Here is a 14508-nt window from a genome sequence, read left to right on the forward strand (position 1 = left end):
CAGAGCTTACCTCCGCATCGATAAAAGTCTTCCGGATCGACCTGTCGAAATGACCGCTTGCGCATCGTCATTGCTGTGAGCGATCCTGCTCGGTGTTTTCTCTCTTCGTGGAGGTTCCATGCAGTACATGTTGATGTTCTACCAGCCCCAGTCGGAATTCGACCAGCGGGATGAGGCGGCCGCGCAGGCCTACCGGGCGGGCTGGATGGCCTATGTGGGCGCGGCGCGCCAGTCCGGCATCGTGCAGAACGGCCACGGCCTGCACCCGCCGATGACCGGCACCACGCTGCGCGTGCGCGGCGACAAGCGCCAGGTACAGGACGGCCCCTTTGCCGATACCAAGGAGCAACTCGGCGGCTACTTCGTCATCGATGTGGCGGACCTCGACACCGCTCTCGAGTGGGCGGCCCGCGCGCCCTGCGCCAGCACAGGTGGCGTGGAGGTACGGCCAGTCTTCAGCACGCCCGACATGTGACCGGTCCGGCCGTCCAGGAGGCACGCGCGGCCGCGGAGAAGGCCGCCCGCCAGTCGTACGGGCGGCTGGTGGCCATTCTTTCGGCACGCACGCGCGACATTGCGGCGTCGGAGGATGCGCTCGCCGATGCCTTCGCGCGCGCGCTGGAGCGATGGCCGGTGGACGGCGTGCCCGACCGACCCGAAGCCTGGCTGCTGAGCGTCGCGAGAAACCGCACGCTGGACGCCTGGCGCCACACCCGTGTGCAGGACGAGGCTGCGCAGACTCTGCTGCTCCTGGCCGATGAAGTCGGCGCCGATGCCGTTGGCGGCGATGCCGTACCGGACGAACGCCTTCGCCTGCTCTTCGTCTGCGCGCACCCGGCCATCGATGCGGCGGCGCGCGCGCCGCTGATGCTGCAGACCGTGCTGGGGCTGGATGCCGTCCGCATGGCCGGCGCCTTCCTCGTCGCGCCGGCCACCCTCGGGCAGCGGCTGGTACGGGCCAAGGCGCGCATCCGCGCCGCGGGCATTCCTTTCGAGTTCCCGCGCGCCAGCGATCTGCCGCAGCGGCTGCAGGACGTACTCGACGGCATCTACGCCGCGTACGGCACCGGCTGGGACGAGGTCGACGGTGCCGATGCCACGCAGCGCGGCCTCACGGCCGAGGCGATCGACCTGTGCCGCATCCTTTGCGGGCTGATGCCGGGCGAACCCGAGCCGCTGGGTCTGCTCGCGCTGATGCTGTTCTGCGAAAGCCGTGCAACGGCCCGGCGCAGCGATGCGGGTGCCTACGTACCCCTCGACGAGCAGGACATCCAGCGTTGGAATACGCCGCTGCGCGAAGAGGCCGAGCAGGCGCTGCAGCATGCGGCGGCCATGAACGCCGTAGGCGCCTATCAGATGGAAGCGGCCATCCAGTCGGCCCACTGTGCGCGGCGCCTCGGTGCGCAGGTGCCGCCGCACGCGGTGGTCGCGCTCTACGACGGCTTGATCGCGCTACGCCCGAGCATCGGCGCGAGAGTCGGACGCGCGTGTGCGCTCGCAACGGCCGACGGGCCGGCCGAAGGCCTGCGCGCGCTCGATGCCTTCGCTTCTGACGAAATCGCCAACTACCAGCCCTATTGGGCTGCACGCGCGCACTTGCTGACCCGCACCGACGACCGCGTGGCTGCCCAGCAGGCATATGCCCGTGCGGCGGGGCTCAGTACCAGCCCGGCGGTGCGCGCCTACCTCGCCCTGGCGTCCGGCCGAACTTGACCCGGCGCATCGCGCGAGCAGTCCATCCGCAAGTCAGACGCCTTTCCCGCGACAAGGTATCCACGTGGATCCTGATTCGAGAAAGTACTCGATCTTCACGAGGGAATTCTCAAATTTCACCGCGCAAATCCTCCCGGCTTCGCTTCACCCTTAGCCTCCGCTGCGTCACATATCAACGGGGGAGCTTCTTGAGCGACGGTTTTCAAAGATGGAAGGACGGCATCGACAGGGCCAATGGCGACTGGGATGCGTACGACGCCACGATCAAGGAAGTGGTGGCGACCTACAACGCTCATTTGCTGGGGAACGCGTGGTATCCCCAACTCAACTGGCGCGTCATAAAAGCGATGCTTTGGGCAGAGACGGGCCCGCACGACAAGGACTGGCAAAGAAGGCCGATGCGAATCGGTGTGCCAAACGATCCCGGCCTGACCGTGTTGCTCACACGGTCAGAGGGGAGTGCCCTCGTCGTCCCACCAACCATCTTCATCACCTCCGATGCACGAACCCAGCCTCGCCAGAACATCCGGGCGGGTGTCGGGTACTTGCTCACGCGCATGGCGAACTACGACTTGGCGACGGTAATGGACCGAGACAACAGAATCTTTGATGTAACGGTTCAGCCTGGAGACAGAGGCTGGGAGTCGGTCGCCCGTCGCTGCAGGTCCACCAGTGAGGTCTTGCTAAGGCTGAACCCCGGCCACCGATACATCCATGGTGGACAGGTACTCAAGTGTCAGAAGGCGTCAATTCAACAGGTCATCACGGGCTGGAAGGCTTTTGACTACCGGACCATCGCGAGACGCTACAACGGCAACGGCGAACCCAAGGGTGACGCGAAGTACGCGGAGAAGTTCGATTACGCCATGCGGAAGATCGGCAAATGACGGGACGCACGATCGGAGCGGCGACTGCAGGCCTTCTTTCCGTCCTCGTGCTGTACGCGAAGCCAGCCACCGCCGATGCTCCTTGCGAGGGCGCTTACAGAAGCGCGGTTCGAGGCTGCTTCGGGGGAGCCTATGTGCGCCGCGACACCATTGAATGGAATACCCCCTGGAGCGTCTGCAAGCCAACACCCTACGAGATCATCGACAGCGAGATGGAAGGCGACCAGCGCCGCGTGGTCTACATGCTCAAGAAGCCCAGCAAATCCTGTGGCTACCAGATCATCGAGATCGAGCACATGGGAGACGACTACTGGAGCGTCAACGGCTACCCGACAAGGGAAAGCTACGAGAAGAGGGATGACCACGCCTGGATAGACGCTGCGGAGGGACGCACCAGTTTGTCGTGCCCCGTTTACTTTGATAAGCCGCAGATTCGCTGCGACATTGAAGTCCCGAAAAAGACTCGACGGTGATGGACATCGTCAAGGGGCGCATAGGGGGTGATTTCGCGCCAAACGGCGCCGTGCGCGCGCGTCTCGCCCCGGGATCCAGCCGGCCTTGACCGACGCACATCGCGCAGAATGGGCCGGCATGCATTCGCTGCTTTCAACCTTTTCATGGCAGGAATTTCGCCACCATCCGTGGCGCAACGCTGCGGCGGTCGTCGCCGTGATGCTAGGCGTCGCGCTGGCCTTTTCGGTCCAGCTCATCAACGCGTCGGCGCTCGATGAGTTCTCGAGCGCGGTGCGCTCGGTCAACGGCCAGCCCGATCTTGAACTGCGCGCGGCGCAAGGCAGCTTCGACGAGGCCGTGTTCGCCCTGGTGGCGCAGCATCCGCAAGTGACGCTGGCAAGTCCGGTGCTGGAAGTGCAAAGCCTGGCGATGGCCGGCGAGCGCCGCTTGCCGTTGCGCGTAGTCGGAGTCGATGCGCTGGTGCTGCCGTCGATCGCGCCGGCGCTGATGCCGCGGCCCGCCGAAGGGGCCGATCGGCTGGCGCTGCTGGCGCCTGGCCACGTGTTTCTCAACGCCGCCGCCCGCAACGCCTTGGGTGCATCCGCGTCCACCGTGCAATTGCGCGTCGGTACCCAATGGCGAACCCTCAACGTCGCCGGCGAGGTCGCGGCCGGAGGCCCCGCACTCGCCGTGATGGACATCGGCGCGGCGCAGGACCTGTTCGAGCGTGGCGGCCGGCTCACGCGCATCGACCTGCGGCTCGCGCCGGGTGCCGATCGCGCGGCCTTCATGCGCTCGCTGCGCCAGTTGCCGGGCTGGCCGGCGGGCATCCAGATCGCCGAGCCGGGCGACGCGGCGCAGCGAGTGAGCAACCTGTCACGCGCCTACCGCGTCAACCTGACAGTGCTCGCGCTCGTGGCTCTGTTCACGGGTGCCTTCCTGGTGTTCTCGGTGCTCGCTCTCAGCGTAGCCAAGCGCGCGCAGCAGTTCGCGCTGCTGGGCGTGCTCGGCGTCACACCGCGCGAGCGGCTGCGGTTGGTGCTGGCCGAATCCATCGCGCTCGGACTGATCGGCAGCGTTGCCGGCATCGCGCTCGGCACCGCGCTGGCGCAGTTTGCGCTGCAGGTGCTGGGCGGTGATCTCGGCGGTGGCTACTTCGAGGGCGTGGCACCGACCCTGCGATGGAGCACGAGCGCAGCAGTGCTTTATGGCGCGCTGGGCGTGCTCGCTGCGGGCGTCGGCGGCTGGTGGCCCGCGCGGGCTGCCAAAGCGCTGCCGGAGGCCCAGACGCTCAAGGGCTTGGGCGCCGCGCCGCCGCGCAGGAACGCCCATGGCATTGCGCTGCTGTTGATCGCGGCCGGCGTGGCCCTGGCGATGGCGCCCGCGGTGTTCGGCATCCCGATTGCGGCCTATCTCTCCGTCGGATTCCTGCTGGTCGGCGGCATCGCGGCGCTCCCGTGGCTCATCGCCCTGCTCTACGACCGCCTCGCGCCCCTGTTCGCGCGACGCGTGCTGCCGATGCTGGCGATCGAGCGCGCGCGACGCATGCGCGGGACTGCGGCAGTGGCCGTCAGCGGCGTGGTCGCGAGCCTCAGTCTCGCCGTTGCGCTGACGGTCATGGTGGCGAGCTTTCGGGAGTCGGTCACACACTGGCTGGATGTGGTCTTGCCGGCCGATCTCTACGTGCGCAGCGCGGCCGGCGGAAGTTCGAGCAGCGAACAGGCAAGCTTCTCGCCAAGCTTCGTGCAGTCGCTGGCGAAACTGCCGGGCGTGACGCGCACCGGCACGCTGCGCACAAGGCCCCTGCTGCTCGATCCTTCGCGGCCCGCCGTCACGCTGATTTCACGCAGCCTCGAGGAGGATGCCGGACGCTCGCTCCCCTTGCTGGGTGCGGCCTTGCCGGTGCCGGCGGGACAGATCGGCGTCTATGTCAGCGAGGCGATGGTTGAACTCTATGGCGCAAGGCCGGGCACAGTGTTCGAGCCGCTGGCGCGCGCCTGGGCCACGGGGCCGACCGTCGAACGGGCCGTGCCACCGGTCTTCTTCGTTGCGGGCGTGTGGCGGGACTACGTTCGCCAATTCGGCGCAATCACCATGGATGCGCGAGACTTCGAGCGGCTCAGTGGCGAGCGCAACGTGAGCGACATCGCGCTCTGGCTTACGCCGGGAACGCATGCCGGCCAGGTCGAACAGGCAGTGCGCGCGCTCGCCACGCGCGAACTCGGCGCGAGCGAGCCCATTGAAATCGCCTCGGTGGGCCAGATCCGCGCCACCTCGCTGCGCATCTTCGACCGCAGCTTCGCCGTGACCTACTGGCTGCAGGCCGTCGCGATCGGCATCGGCCTGTTCGGCATCGCAGCGAGTTTCAGCGCACAGGTGCTCGCGCGCCGCAAGGAATTCGGCTTGCTCGCGCACCTGGGCTTCACCCGCGCGCAGGTGCTCGCCATCGTTGCCGGCGAAGGTGCGGCATGGACCGCGATCGGCGCGGTCGCCGGGCTGGTGCTCGGCCTGGCGGTGTCCGTGGTGCTGGTGCATGTGGTCAATCCACAAAGCTTCCACTGGACCATGGATCTGCTGGTGCCCTGGGCACGCCTCCTCGGGCTGTGCGCGGCCGTGCTGGCGGCCGGCACGATCACGGCATGGCTCGCCGGCCGCGCGGCGGCCGGGCATGACGCGGTGATGGCGGTGAAGGAAGACTGGTGAGCTGAAATCGACTCTTCATTCTTTTCAAAGAGATTTCAGAAACCGGCAGATTTCATCGTTGACGACCTCCGGATGCGTCACGGGGCCCATATGCCCGAGCGAATCGAACTCGACGACCCGGACATTGGGCAGCGTTCGCGTCAGCAGCCTGGCCACGCCAAGCGAAGACTCCGGCGACTTCTTCCCTGTCATGTAAAGCACCGGAATATTCATCGCGGCAAAGGCTGCGAGAGGCGTGGGTTCGGTGAGCAACGCGTGCGCCCAGTTGCGGACGTTCACCATCGAACCTTCAATCGGCCCCTTGCGAGCATCGGGCGTGTGCTTCCACGCGCCTGCGCCCATCCAGTAGTCGATGAAACACCTGGCGGCCTCGGACGGGTCGCCCTTGTCGAGCGCGACACCTGCGCCCGCAACGGCCGAGCGAATGCCATCGGCTGCGTTGGGCGGTGGCGTCTCGGCATCCACCAGCGCAAACAATGTGGGCTCGAACAGCGCCAGTGCGCGCACCCGCTGCGGGTGAACGATCGTCGCGATGAGCGCGATGGCAGCACCGTACGAATGCCCGACAAGCACCATGGGCTCGCCGGCAAGAGCAAAGACGGGTTCGAGCAATGCGACCTCGTCGCGAAGCGCGACTTGCCGGTCGATCGGCCACGCCGGGCTCTTGCCTGCGCCGAAGGAGTCCGCCGCCAGCACGTGGAACTGCGGCGCCAGGCGCTCCATGAGGCCGCGCCATTGGCTCGAGCTGCTCGCATTCGAGTGCAGACACACCACGCCGGGACCGGTGCCGGCTTCGCGAAAGAACGCGCTGAGATCCTGCATTTTCAAGACTCCCCAAAGCGATGCGCCGACCTGGCTCGCTCAGTTTAAGCCGCGCGCCATGTTCGCGAATCAATCCCGCCTTGCATCGAGCGTCGGATCACCGAGCGTTCGGTTGAGTTCGACCGCCTTTCGCGTCAGCAGGCGCACCGTCGCGGCATCGACGGTCATCCCTTCTCGCAGTTCCAGAGTCGCCATCTCGTACTTCCCTCCAGGCTTGAGCCCCGGCGCAATGGTGCGCAGGCGCTGACCTCGCCAAAAGCCGAACAGGACGCGGGCGTCCTCCGCGCGGATGAGCAGCACAGGCCCGTTTGCCAGATAGACAAGGTGGCGCCACTTCACGACCTCTTCCATGGCGGACGCGGCACGCACCGCGGCCCGCAATCCTTCCACGCACTCGCGTCGCCAGCCATCGAGGGCCAGCACATAGGCGTCGGGACTTGAGGCGGGCGCGGACTTTTGCATCAAAACTCCAGAGGCCGCATTCTGGATCGAATGGCTGAAAATGTGCGAATGAACGCTTCCACCTCTTGCAGCAGCGTCCGACCCAGCACGGCCATCCTGCGCATCGAAGCCGACCACCTGCGCAGTACCCAGACCCGCCTGATTCCGCTGCGTCTGCGGCGCTTCGACACGACGCCTGGAGAATGAGCATGAGGGCACTCGGCCTGTCGCGTCGCGCCCTGTTGCTGTCGGCGTTCGCGGTGCCCGCAGCATGGGCACTGCCGCCACGTGCCATGCAGTTCCCGCGCGATTTCGGCAGCCATCCGGACTTGCGAACCGAGTGGTGGTACATCACGGGCCATGCGAAGTCCGGTGCGCGCGACTTCGGGTTTCAACTCACCTTCTTTCGCTCGCGCGTCGAGGCGACGCAATCGATGCGATCCGCCTTCGCCGCCCGGCAGTTGATCTTTGCGCACGCAGCCATCACTGACCTCGAAGGTCGCAAGTTGTGGCACGACCAGCGCATCGCACGCGAAGGCTTTGGCGTGGCGTTTGCCTCCGAAACCGACACCGACGTCCGCCTGCGTGACTGGACACTTCAACGCGACAGTGAAGGCTATGCGGCCCGGTTACCCGCCAACGGCTTTGCGATCGATCTGCGATTCAGCCCTACCCAACCGGTCATGTTGCAAGGCAGTGCGGGCCTCTCCCGCAAGGGCCCGGACGCCGAACAGGCCAGTTACTACTTCAGCGAGCCTCAACTCGCGGCCAAGGGCAGTCTGAGCCTGCAAGGCAAGCGCTTCGATGTGCAGGGCTCCGCATGGCTCGATCGCGAATGGAGCGAGGCCTACCTCCATCCGGGTGCGGCAGGCTGGGACTGGATAGGCATGAACCTCTTCGATGGCAGTGCGCTGATGGCTTTCCGCATACGGGGCCGCGACGGATCGGCACTGTGGGCGGGCGGTTCGCATCGCACCGCCGACGGGCGCCAGCGCGTGTTCGGCCCCGACGAAGTGCACTTTGATCCGGACGGCACCTGGACGAGCCCACGCACGCGCGCGGTCTATCCGACGCGATGGCGAATCCAGACGCCCGCCGGCGCGTTCGCGGTGCGCGCCCTGCTGGACGATCAGGAGCTCGACAGCCAGGGCTCGACCGGCACGGTGTACTGGGAAGGCTTGAGCGATTTGTTGGACGCGAGCGGAAAGCCGGTGGGTCGCGGCTACCTCGAACTCACGGGCTACGCGCAGCCACTGCGGCTCTGAGCGTCTCTGTCGAAGACCGATTGGCTCTACAGCCAGCCGGTGAGTCCGTTCGGCCTTCGCTCAGCCCTTCGCCGCCCCGCGCCGGCGATCGATGAAGGCGATGATCTCGCCCATGATCCCGCGCCGGAAGGCCAGCACGCAGATCACGAAGATCAGGCCCGTGACCATGGTGACCGATTCACCCAGTGTGTTGAACCAGTCGACGGTCGTGATGCGCGCCAACAGGTGGCCGAATTCGCCGATCTTGTTTTCGAGCAGCACCACCACGGCCGAACCGACCAGCGGACCCGAGAGCGTGCCGAGGCCGCCAACCAGCGTCATCAGGATGACCTGGCCGGAAGCGCTCCAATGCACGTCGGACAGCGTCGCAAAGCCAAGCACCAGCGTCTTGAGCGAGCCCGCCAAGCCTGAGAGCGCTGCCGAGATCACGAAGGCCAGCAGCTTGAAGCGGCTCACGTCATAGCCCAGCGAGAGCGCACGCGGCTCGTTTTCCTTGATGCCCTTCAGCACCTGTCCGAAGGGAGAGTGGATGGTGCGCACGATCAGAAGGAATGCGGCGACGACGATCACGAGCGTGACGTAGTACATGGTGAGGTCGCTCTGCAGATCGAGCACACCGAAGAGCTTGCCCCGCGGCACGCCTTGCAGGCCGTCTTCGCCGCCGGTGAACTTCGCCTGCAGCGCGACGAAGAACACCATCTGCGCGAGGGCCAGCGTGATCATCGCGAAGTAGATGCCCTGCCGACGGATCGCCAGTGCACCGAAGAGCCAGCCCAGCAGCGCGCCGGTGACCGTGCCGGCGATGAGGCCGAGTTCGGGCGTGAGGCCCCAGACCTTCATCGCATGGCCCGCCACGTAGGCCGATCCACCCAGAAAGGCCGCATGGCCGAAGGACAGGAGCCCCGTATAGCCCAGCAGCAGATTGAACGCCGATGCAAAGAGCGCGAAGCACATGAGCTTCATGACGAACACGGGATAGGCGCCGGCGAACGGCGCCACGACCAGTGCGGCAAGCAGCAGCAGATAGATGACAGTGGAAAGCTTTTTCATGCGGCTGCTGTCTTATTTTTCTTTGCCGAACAGGCCGGCGGGGCGGATGAGCAGCACGATGACCATGATCACGAACACTACGGTGGAGGAAGCCTCCGGATAGAAAACCTTGGTCAGGCCCTCGATCACACCGAGCCCGAGACCGGTGAGGATGGCGCCCATGATCGAGCCCATGCCGCCGATCACGACGACCGCGAACACGACGATGATGAGGTTCTGCCCCATCAGCGGCGACACCTGGATGACCGGCGCGGCAAGCACGCCGGCAAAGGCCGCGAGGGCGACGCCGAAGCCGTATGTGAGCGTGATCATCAGCGGCACGTTGACGCCGAAGGCCTCCACCAGCCGCGGGTTCTCGGTGCCGGCGCGCAGGTAGGCGCCGAGCCGCGTCTTCTCGATGACGAACCAGGTTGCGAAGCAGACGGTGAGCGAAGCGACAACCACCCAGGCGCGATAGTTGGGCAGGATCATGAAGCCCAGGTCGGTGGCGCTCGCGAGCGCATCGGGCGTGTCGTAGGCGAGGCCAGAGACGCCGTAGATGGAACGCAGCACGCCCTCGATCAGCAGCGTCAGGCCGAGCGTGAGCAGCAGGCCATAGAGATGGTCCAGCTTGTAGATCCAGCGCAAGAGCAAGCGCTCGATGAGCACGCCGAAAAGCCCCACGATGACCGGCGCCACGACCAGCATCACCCAGTAGTTGACGTTGAAATAGTTCATCGCCATCCAGGTGAACACCGCCCCCAGCATGAACAGCGCGCCGTGCGCGAAGTTGATGACGTTGAGCAGGCCGAAGATCACCGCGAGCCCGAGGCTCAGAATGGCGTAGAACGACCCGTTGACCAGCCCCAGAAGAAGCTGGCTCAACAAGCCGGGAAGAGATATGTTCATAAACGTTCAGACAACCGGGTCAGCGCTCTTACTCTCTACCAGAGGGCCGCAGCGCCCGGCCGCCCCCGGCAGGGGGTAGGCGAAGCGACACGCAGTGCGCGCAGCCTGGGGGCGAGCATTATTTCCAGACAGCGCATTTGCTCTCGGCCTTGGTCGTGAAAACCTGCTCGCCGGGCAGCTTGGCGACCACCTTGTAGTAGTCCCATGGTTGCGTCGATTCAGCCGGCGACTTGACCTGCATCAGATACATGTCGTGCACGAAGCGTCCATCCGGGCGGATGTTGCCCTTGGCGTAGAAGTCGTTGATCGGCATCTTCTTGAGTTCGGCCATCACCTTGTCGGCGTCGGTGCTCTTGGCAGCCTGCACGGCCTTCAGGTAGGTCGTGGTGGCCGAGTAGTCGGCGGCCTGGATGTCGGTCGGCATGCGCTTGGTCTTGTCGAAGAACTTCTTGCCGAAGGCGCGCGTCTGCTCGTTAAGGTTCCAGTCCCAGCTCGTGGTGAGCAGCAGGCCTTCGGTGTTCTTCAGGCCCAGGCTGTGGATGTCGGTGATGAACACGAGCAGGCCCGCCATCTTCATGCTCTTCGTGATGCCGAATTCCTTGGCAGCCTTGATTGCATTGATGGTGTCGCCGCCAGCGTTCGCAAGGCCGAGGATCTGCGCCTTGGAGTTCTGTGCCTGCAGCAGGAAGGACGAGAAGTCCGACGCGTTGAGCGGATGCTTGACGCCACCGACCACCGTGCCGCCCTTTTCCTTGACGACCTTGGCCGTGTCGGCTTCGAGCGCCGCGCCGAAGGCGTAGTCTGCCGTCAGGAAGAACCAGTTCTTGCCGCCGTTCTCGACCACCGCGCCGCCCGTGCCCTTGGCCAACGCCACCGTGTCGTACGCATAGTGAACCGTGTACGGGCTGCATTGCTCATTGGTGAGCGCCGAGGTACCCGCGCCATTCACGATGAAGACGCGCTTCTTCTCCTGCGCGACCTTCGCCATGGCGAGGCCGGTGCCCGAGTTGGTGCCGCCGAACAGCATCGTCAGGTTGTCGGTGTCGATCCACTCGCGCGCCTTCGATGCCGCGATGTCGGCCTTGTTCTGATGGTCGGCCGTGACGAGTTCGATCGGCAGGCCATTGACCTTGCCACCGAAGTCGTCAATGGCCATCTGGATCGCCGTCGCGCCGTTCTTGCCTTCGACGTCGGCGTACAGGCTCGACATGTCGGTGATGAAGCCGATCTTGACCTTCTCCTGGGCCTGCACGGCGCCGGTGGCAAACGCAACGGCAAGGGAAACGGCGGTGAGTGCAATGGTTTTCTTCATGTTCAGCTCAGGTCCAGGTTGGTGGGTAACAAAGGGGGCGGTTATTTCCAGAGGGCGCACTTCGAGTCGGCCTTCGTCGTGAAGACCTGGTCACCCGGCAGCTTGGCGTTCACCTTCAGGTAGTCCCAGGGCTGCTTCGAGTCGGCCGGGGACTTGACTTCGACCAGGTACATGTCGTGCACGTAGCGGCCATCGGCGCGGATCTGGCCCTTGGCGTAGAAGTCGTCGAGCTTCATGCTCTTGAGTTGCGCCATCACCTTGTCCGCGTCGGTGGTCTTGGCAGCCTGCACGGCCTTCAGGTAGGTCGTGGTGGCCGAGTAGTCGGCCGCCTGGATGTCGGTCGGCATGCGCTTGGTCTTGTCGAAGAAGCGCTTGGAAAACTTGCGCGTGTCGTCGTTCAGGTCCCAGTACCAGCTCGTGGTGTGCAACAGGCCTTCGGTGTTCTTCAGGCCCAGGCTGTGGATGTCGCTCAGGAAGATCAGCAGGCCGGCAAGCTTCATGCTCTTGCCGATGCCGAATTCCTTGGCCGCCTTGATGGAGTTGATGGTGTCGCCGCCCGCGTTCGCAAGTCCGAGGATCTGCGCCTTGGAGTTCTGTGCCTGCAGCAGGAAGGACGAGAAGTCCGACGCGTTGAGCGGATGGCGGACCGCGCCGACCACCGTGCCGCCCTTCGCCTTCACCACCGCGGTCGTGTCGGCTTCGAGCGCATGGCCGAACGCATAGTCGGCGGTCAGGAAGAACCACGATTTGCCGCCGCGTTCGACCACTGCACCGCCGGTGCCTTTGGCCAGCGCCACCGTGTCGTAGGCGTAGTGGACGGTGTAGGGGCTGCACTGCTCGTTGGTGAGCGCGGAGGTCGCCGCGCCGTTGTTGAAATAGACGCGCTTCTTCTCCTGTGCCACCTTCGCCGTGGCCAGCGCGGTGCCCGAATTGGTTCCGCCGAAGACCATGGTCACGCCGTCGGTGTCGATCCATTCGCGCGCCTTGGATGCGGCGATGTCAGCCTTGTTCTGGTGATCGGCGGTGACCAGTTCGATCGGCTGGCCCAGCACCTTGCCGCCAAAGTCGTCGATCGCCATCTGGATCGCGAGCGCGCCGTTCTTGCCCTCGACGTCGGCGTAGAGGCTGGACATGTCGGTGACGAAACCGATCTTGACCTTCTCCTGCGCATGCGCGCCCGAGGCGACTGCCAGGGCCGCCACGGCCAGGGTCAGTGCGGTGAGCTGGTTTTTCATGGGGATCTCCAATCCAATCAGGGGGTTGAGAATTTCAAACGCCGAGAAGCTCGTTGAGCACCGGCATCTTGGCTTCGAGTTCGGCGGCGCCGAAGGCCTCGACCATGCGGCCGTGTTCCATCACGTAGAAGCGATCGGCCAGCGGCGCGGCGAAGCGGAAGTTCTGCTCGACCATGACCACGGTGTAACCCTTGCCGCGCAGCGTCTGGATCATGCGGGCCAGCGCCTGCACGATCACCGGCGCCAGGCCTTCGGAGATTTCGTCGAGGAGCAGCAGCTTGGCGCCCGTCCGCAGGATGCGCGCGACGGCCAGCATCTGCTGTTCGCCGCCGGACAGGCGCGTCCCCTGGCTGTGGCGGCGCTCGGCCAGGTTGGGAAACATCGCGTAGATCTCGTCCACCGACATGCCCTGCCCCGCCCCTTTCAGGGCGGGCGGCAGCAACAGGTTCTCCTCGCATGACAGGCTCGCGAAGATGCCGCGCTCTTCCGGGCAGTAGCCAATGCCCTGATGGGCGATGCGGTGCGTGGCCATGTCGATCGTCTCGGTGCCATTGACCTTGATGCTGCCCTTTCGGGCGCCGGTGAGGCCGAGGATCGCGCGCATCGTCGTGGTGCGGCCTGCGCCATTGCGGCCCAGCAGCGTGACCACCTCGCCGGGTTGCACGACCATGTCGACGCCGTGCAGCACGTGCGACTCGCCATACCAGGCTTGCAGTCCCTTGATTTCGAGTGCGGGGGCCGCCATCAATGCGCCCCTTGCAATTGGCCGTCGGTGGTGCCCATATAGGCTTCCATCACTTGCGGGTTTTTCGAGACTTCGGCGTACGGCCCTTCGGCCAGGACGGCGCCGCGCTGCAGCACCGTGATGGTGTCGGCGATGGTCGACACCACGCTCATGTTGTGCTCCACCATCAGGATGGTCCGGCCGGCGGAAACGCGCTTGATCAGTTCGGCCACGCGATGCACGTCCTCGTGGCCCATGCCCTGCGTGGGTTCGTCGAGCAGCATCAGTTCGGGCTCCATCGCGAGCGTGGTTGCGATCTCCAGCGCGCGCTTGCGGCCGTAGGGAAGATTGACCGTCAGTTCGTCTGCCAGGTCTTCGAGACCTACTTCGGCCAGCAACGCGCGAGCGCGATCATTGAGGGGCGTGAGCGACTTCTCGCTCTTCCAGAAGTGATAGGAAGTTCCGAGCGCGCGCTGCAAGCCCAGGCGCACGTTCTCGAGCAAGGTGAGGTGCGGAAACACCGCCGAAATCTGGAACGAGCGGATGATGCCGCGGCGCGCGATCTGTGCCGGGCGCTCGCTGGTGATGTCCTGTCCGTTGAACAGGATGGTTCCAGACGTCGGCTCGAGGAACTTCGTGAGCAGGTTGAAGCAGGTCGTCTTACCCGCGCCATTCGGCCCGATCAGCGCATGAATCGATCCCCGAACGACCGAGAGATTGACCTTGCTGACCGCGGTAAAACCCTTGAATTCCTTGGTGAGCTGGCGTGTTTCGAGAATGATGTCGCTCATCTCGCGCGGTCACCCGGGTGCTGGCAGGAAAAATCAGTCATGCGGTCCATCTGTGCGCACCACCATGGCTGCGCGGACCGCATTGTTTGCGGGGCCACCAAAACTTGCCTACTGGGGCAAATGCCTAGCTTTGGCTCCCCCCAGGCTTCGCGCACTTCGTGTCGCAGCGCCACCCCCCTACCGGGGGCAACACCGGCGGCCCGGCAAAGCCGGTTCCGCGGTGT

15 protein-coding genes are annotated in these 14508 nt (G+C 65.2%); 7 read left to right on the forward strand and 8 right to left on the reverse strand.

Going from position 1 to position 14508, the window contains the following annotated elements:
• Nucleotides 1-118: 118 nt before the first annotated feature.
• The 5 genes from QTH90_RS18335 to QTH90_RS18355 all read left to right on the forward strand — a co-directional run bounded on the left by QTH90_RS18335 (nt 119) and on the right by QTH90_RS18355 (nt 5756).
• A complete protein-coding gene (locus QTH90_RS18335; protein ID WP_286570763.1) occupies nt 119-475 on the forward strand; it encodes a YciI family protein in 357 nt (118 codons plus the stop codon).
• Nucleotides 472-1713, forward strand: coding sequence for an RNA polymerase sigma factor (locus QTH90_RS18340; RefSeq protein ID WP_286665994.1), 1242 nt, complete (start codon nt 472-474; stop codon nt 1711-1713). Before QTH90_RS18335 ends, QTH90_RS18340 begins: the two co-directional genes overlap by 4 nt.
• Nucleotides 1714-1901: 188 nt before the next feature.
• Nucleotides 1902-2600 (forward strand): peptidoglycan-binding protein, encoded by a 699-nt coding sequence (locus QTH90_RS18345; RefSeq protein WP_286665995.1) that lies wholly within the window; start codon nt 1902-1904, stop codon nt 2598-2600.
• Complete coding sequence (locus tag QTH90_RS18350; protein ID WP_286665996.1) at nt 2597-3073, forward strand: hypothetical protein; 477 nt, start codon at nt 2597-2599, stop codon at nt 3071-3073. Before QTH90_RS18345 ends, QTH90_RS18350 begins: the two co-directional genes overlap by 4 nt.
• Before the next feature lie 118 nt (nt 3074-3191).
• The gene (locus QTH90_RS18355) at nt 3192-5756 is read left to right on the forward strand and encodes an FtsX-like permease family protein (RefSeq protein WP_286665997.1); all 2565 of its coding nucleotides are present in this window, start codon (nt 3192-3194) and stop codon (nt 5754-5756) included.
• Between the two features lie 24 nt (nt 5757-5780).
• Here QTH90_RS18355 and QTH90_RS18360 read toward each other — a convergent pair whose 3' ends face one another.
• Nucleotides 5781-6578, reverse strand: coding sequence for an alpha/beta fold hydrolase (locus QTH90_RS18360; protein ID WP_286665998.1), 798 nt, complete (start codon nt 6576-6578; stop codon nt 5781-5783).
• A 69-nt stretch (nt 6579-6647) separates the two neighbouring features.
• Nucleotides 6648-7040 carry a DUF1801 domain-containing protein gene (locus tag QTH90_RS18365; RefSeq protein ID WP_286665999.1) on the reverse strand — a complete coding sequence of 131 codons (393 nt, stop codon included), beginning with the start codon at nt 7038-7040 and terminating at the stop codon, nt 6648-6650.
• A 48-nt stretch (nt 7041-7088) separates the two neighbouring features.
• Here QTH90_RS18365 and QTH90_RS18370 point away from each other — a divergent pair, with 48 nt between their 5' ends.
• Nucleotides 7089-7226 (forward strand): hypothetical protein, encoded by a 138-nt coding sequence (locus tag QTH90_RS18370; RefSeq protein ID WP_286666000.1) that lies wholly within the window; start codon nt 7089-7091, stop codon nt 7224-7226.
• Between the two features lie 2 nt (nt 7227-7228).
• Complete coding sequence (locus QTH90_RS18375) at nt 7229-8284, forward strand: lipocalin-like domain-containing protein (RefSeq protein WP_286666001.1); 1056 nt, start codon at nt 7229-7231, stop codon at nt 8282-8284.
• 60 nt (nt 8285-8344) lie between these two features.
• Here QTH90_RS18375 and QTH90_RS18380 read toward each other — a convergent pair whose 3' ends face one another.
• From QTH90_RS18380 to QTH90_RS18405, 6 genes are all read right to left on the reverse strand, one after another.
• Entirely contained in the window at nt 8345-9334 is a 990-nt protein-coding gene (locus QTH90_RS18380; protein WP_286666002.1) for a branched-chain amino acid ABC transporter permease, read from the reverse strand.
• Between the two features lie 12 nt (nt 9335-9346).
• Complete coding sequence (locus QTH90_RS18385) at nt 9347-10222, reverse strand: branched-chain amino acid ABC transporter permease (protein WP_286666003.1); 876 nt, start codon at nt 10220-10222, stop codon at nt 9347-9349.
• Nucleotides 10223-10340: 118 nt separating this feature from the next.
• Nucleotides 10341-11534 carry an ABC transporter substrate-binding protein gene (locus QTH90_RS18390; protein WP_286666004.1) on the reverse strand — a complete coding sequence of 398 codons (1194 nt, stop codon included), beginning with the start codon at nt 11532-11534 and terminating at the stop codon, nt 10341-10343.
• Between the two features lie 41 nt (nt 11535-11575).
• On the reverse strand, nt 11576-12769 hold the full coding sequence (locus QTH90_RS18395) for an ABC transporter substrate-binding protein (RefSeq protein ID WP_286666005.1): 1194 nt from the start codon (nt 12767-12769) through the stop codon (nt 11576-11578).
• Nucleotides 12770-12803: 34 nt separating this feature from the next.
• On the reverse strand, nt 12804-13514 hold the full coding sequence (locus tag QTH90_RS18400; protein WP_286666006.1) for an ABC transporter ATP-binding protein: 711 nt from the start codon (nt 13512-13514) through the stop codon (nt 12804-12806).
• Entirely contained in the window at nt 13514-14284 is a 771-nt protein-coding gene (locus QTH90_RS18405; RefSeq protein ID WP_286666007.1) for an ABC transporter ATP-binding protein, read from the reverse strand. Before QTH90_RS18405 ends, QTH90_RS18400 begins: the two co-directional genes overlap by 1 nt.
• Between the last annotated feature and the right edge of the window lie 224 nt (nt 14285-14508).

The sequence above is a fragment of the Variovorax flavidus genome (assembly GCF_030317145.1).
Classification (GTDB): Bacteria; Pseudomonadota; Gammaproteobacteria; order Burkholderiales; family Burkholderiaceae_C; genus Variovorax; species Variovorax flavidus.

What these genes read in the sequence shown, in the direction of transcription:
- QTH90_RS18335 (WP_286570763.1), top strand. Translation starts at nt 119, where the DNA reads ATGCAGTACATGTTGATGTTCTACCAGCCCCAGTCGGAATTCGACCAG.
- QTH90_RS18350 (WP_286665996.1), top strand. Translation starts at nt 2,597, where the DNA reads ATGACGGGACGCACGATCGGAGCGGCGACTGCAGGCCTTCTTTCCGTC.
- QTH90_RS18355 (WP_286665997.1), top strand. Translation starts at nt 3,192, where the DNA reads ATGCATTCGCTGCTTTCAACCTTTTCATGGCAGGAATTTCGCCACCAT.
- QTH90_RS18360 (WP_286665998.1), bottom strand. Translation starts at nt 6,578, where the DNA reads ATGCAGGATCTCAGCGCGTTCTTTCGCGAAGCCGGCACCGGTCCCGGC.
- QTH90_RS18365 (WP_286665999.1), bottom strand. Translation starts at nt 7,040, where the DNA reads ATGCAAAAGTCCGCGCCCGCCTCAAGTCCCGACGCCTATGTGCTGGCC.
- QTH90_RS18370 (WP_286666000.1), top strand. Translation starts at nt 7,089, where the DNA reads ATGAACGCTTCCACCTCTTGCAGCAGCGTCCGACCCAGCACGGCCATC.
- QTH90_RS18375 (WP_286666001.1), top strand. Translation starts at nt 7,229, where the DNA reads ATGAGGGCACTCGGCCTGTCGCGTCGCGCCCTGTTGCTGTCGGCGTTC.
- QTH90_RS18380 (WP_286666002.1), bottom strand. Translation starts at nt 9,334, where the DNA reads ATGAAAAAGCTTTCCACTGTCATCTATCTGCTGCTGCTTGCCGCACTG.
- QTH90_RS18385 (WP_286666003.1), bottom strand. Translation starts at nt 10,222, where the DNA reads ATGAACATATCTCTTCCCGGCTTGTTGAGCCAGCTTCTTCTGGGGCTG.
- QTH90_RS18390 (WP_286666004.1), bottom strand. Translation starts at nt 11,534, where the DNA reads ATGAAGAAAACCATTGCACTCACCGCCGTTTCCCTTGCCGTTGCGTTT.
- QTH90_RS18395 (WP_286666005.1), bottom strand. Translation starts at nt 12,769, where the DNA reads ATGAAAAACCAGCTCACCGCACTGACCCTGGCCGTGGCGGCCCTGGCA.
- QTH90_RS18400 (WP_286666006.1), bottom strand. Translation starts at nt 13,514, where the DNA reads ATGGCGGCCCCCGCACTCGAAATCAAGGGACTGCAAGCCTGGTATGGC.
- QTH90_RS18405 (WP_286666007.1), bottom strand. Translation starts at nt 14,284, where the DNA reads ATGAGCGACATCATTCTCGAAACACGCCAGCTCACCAAGGAATTCAAG.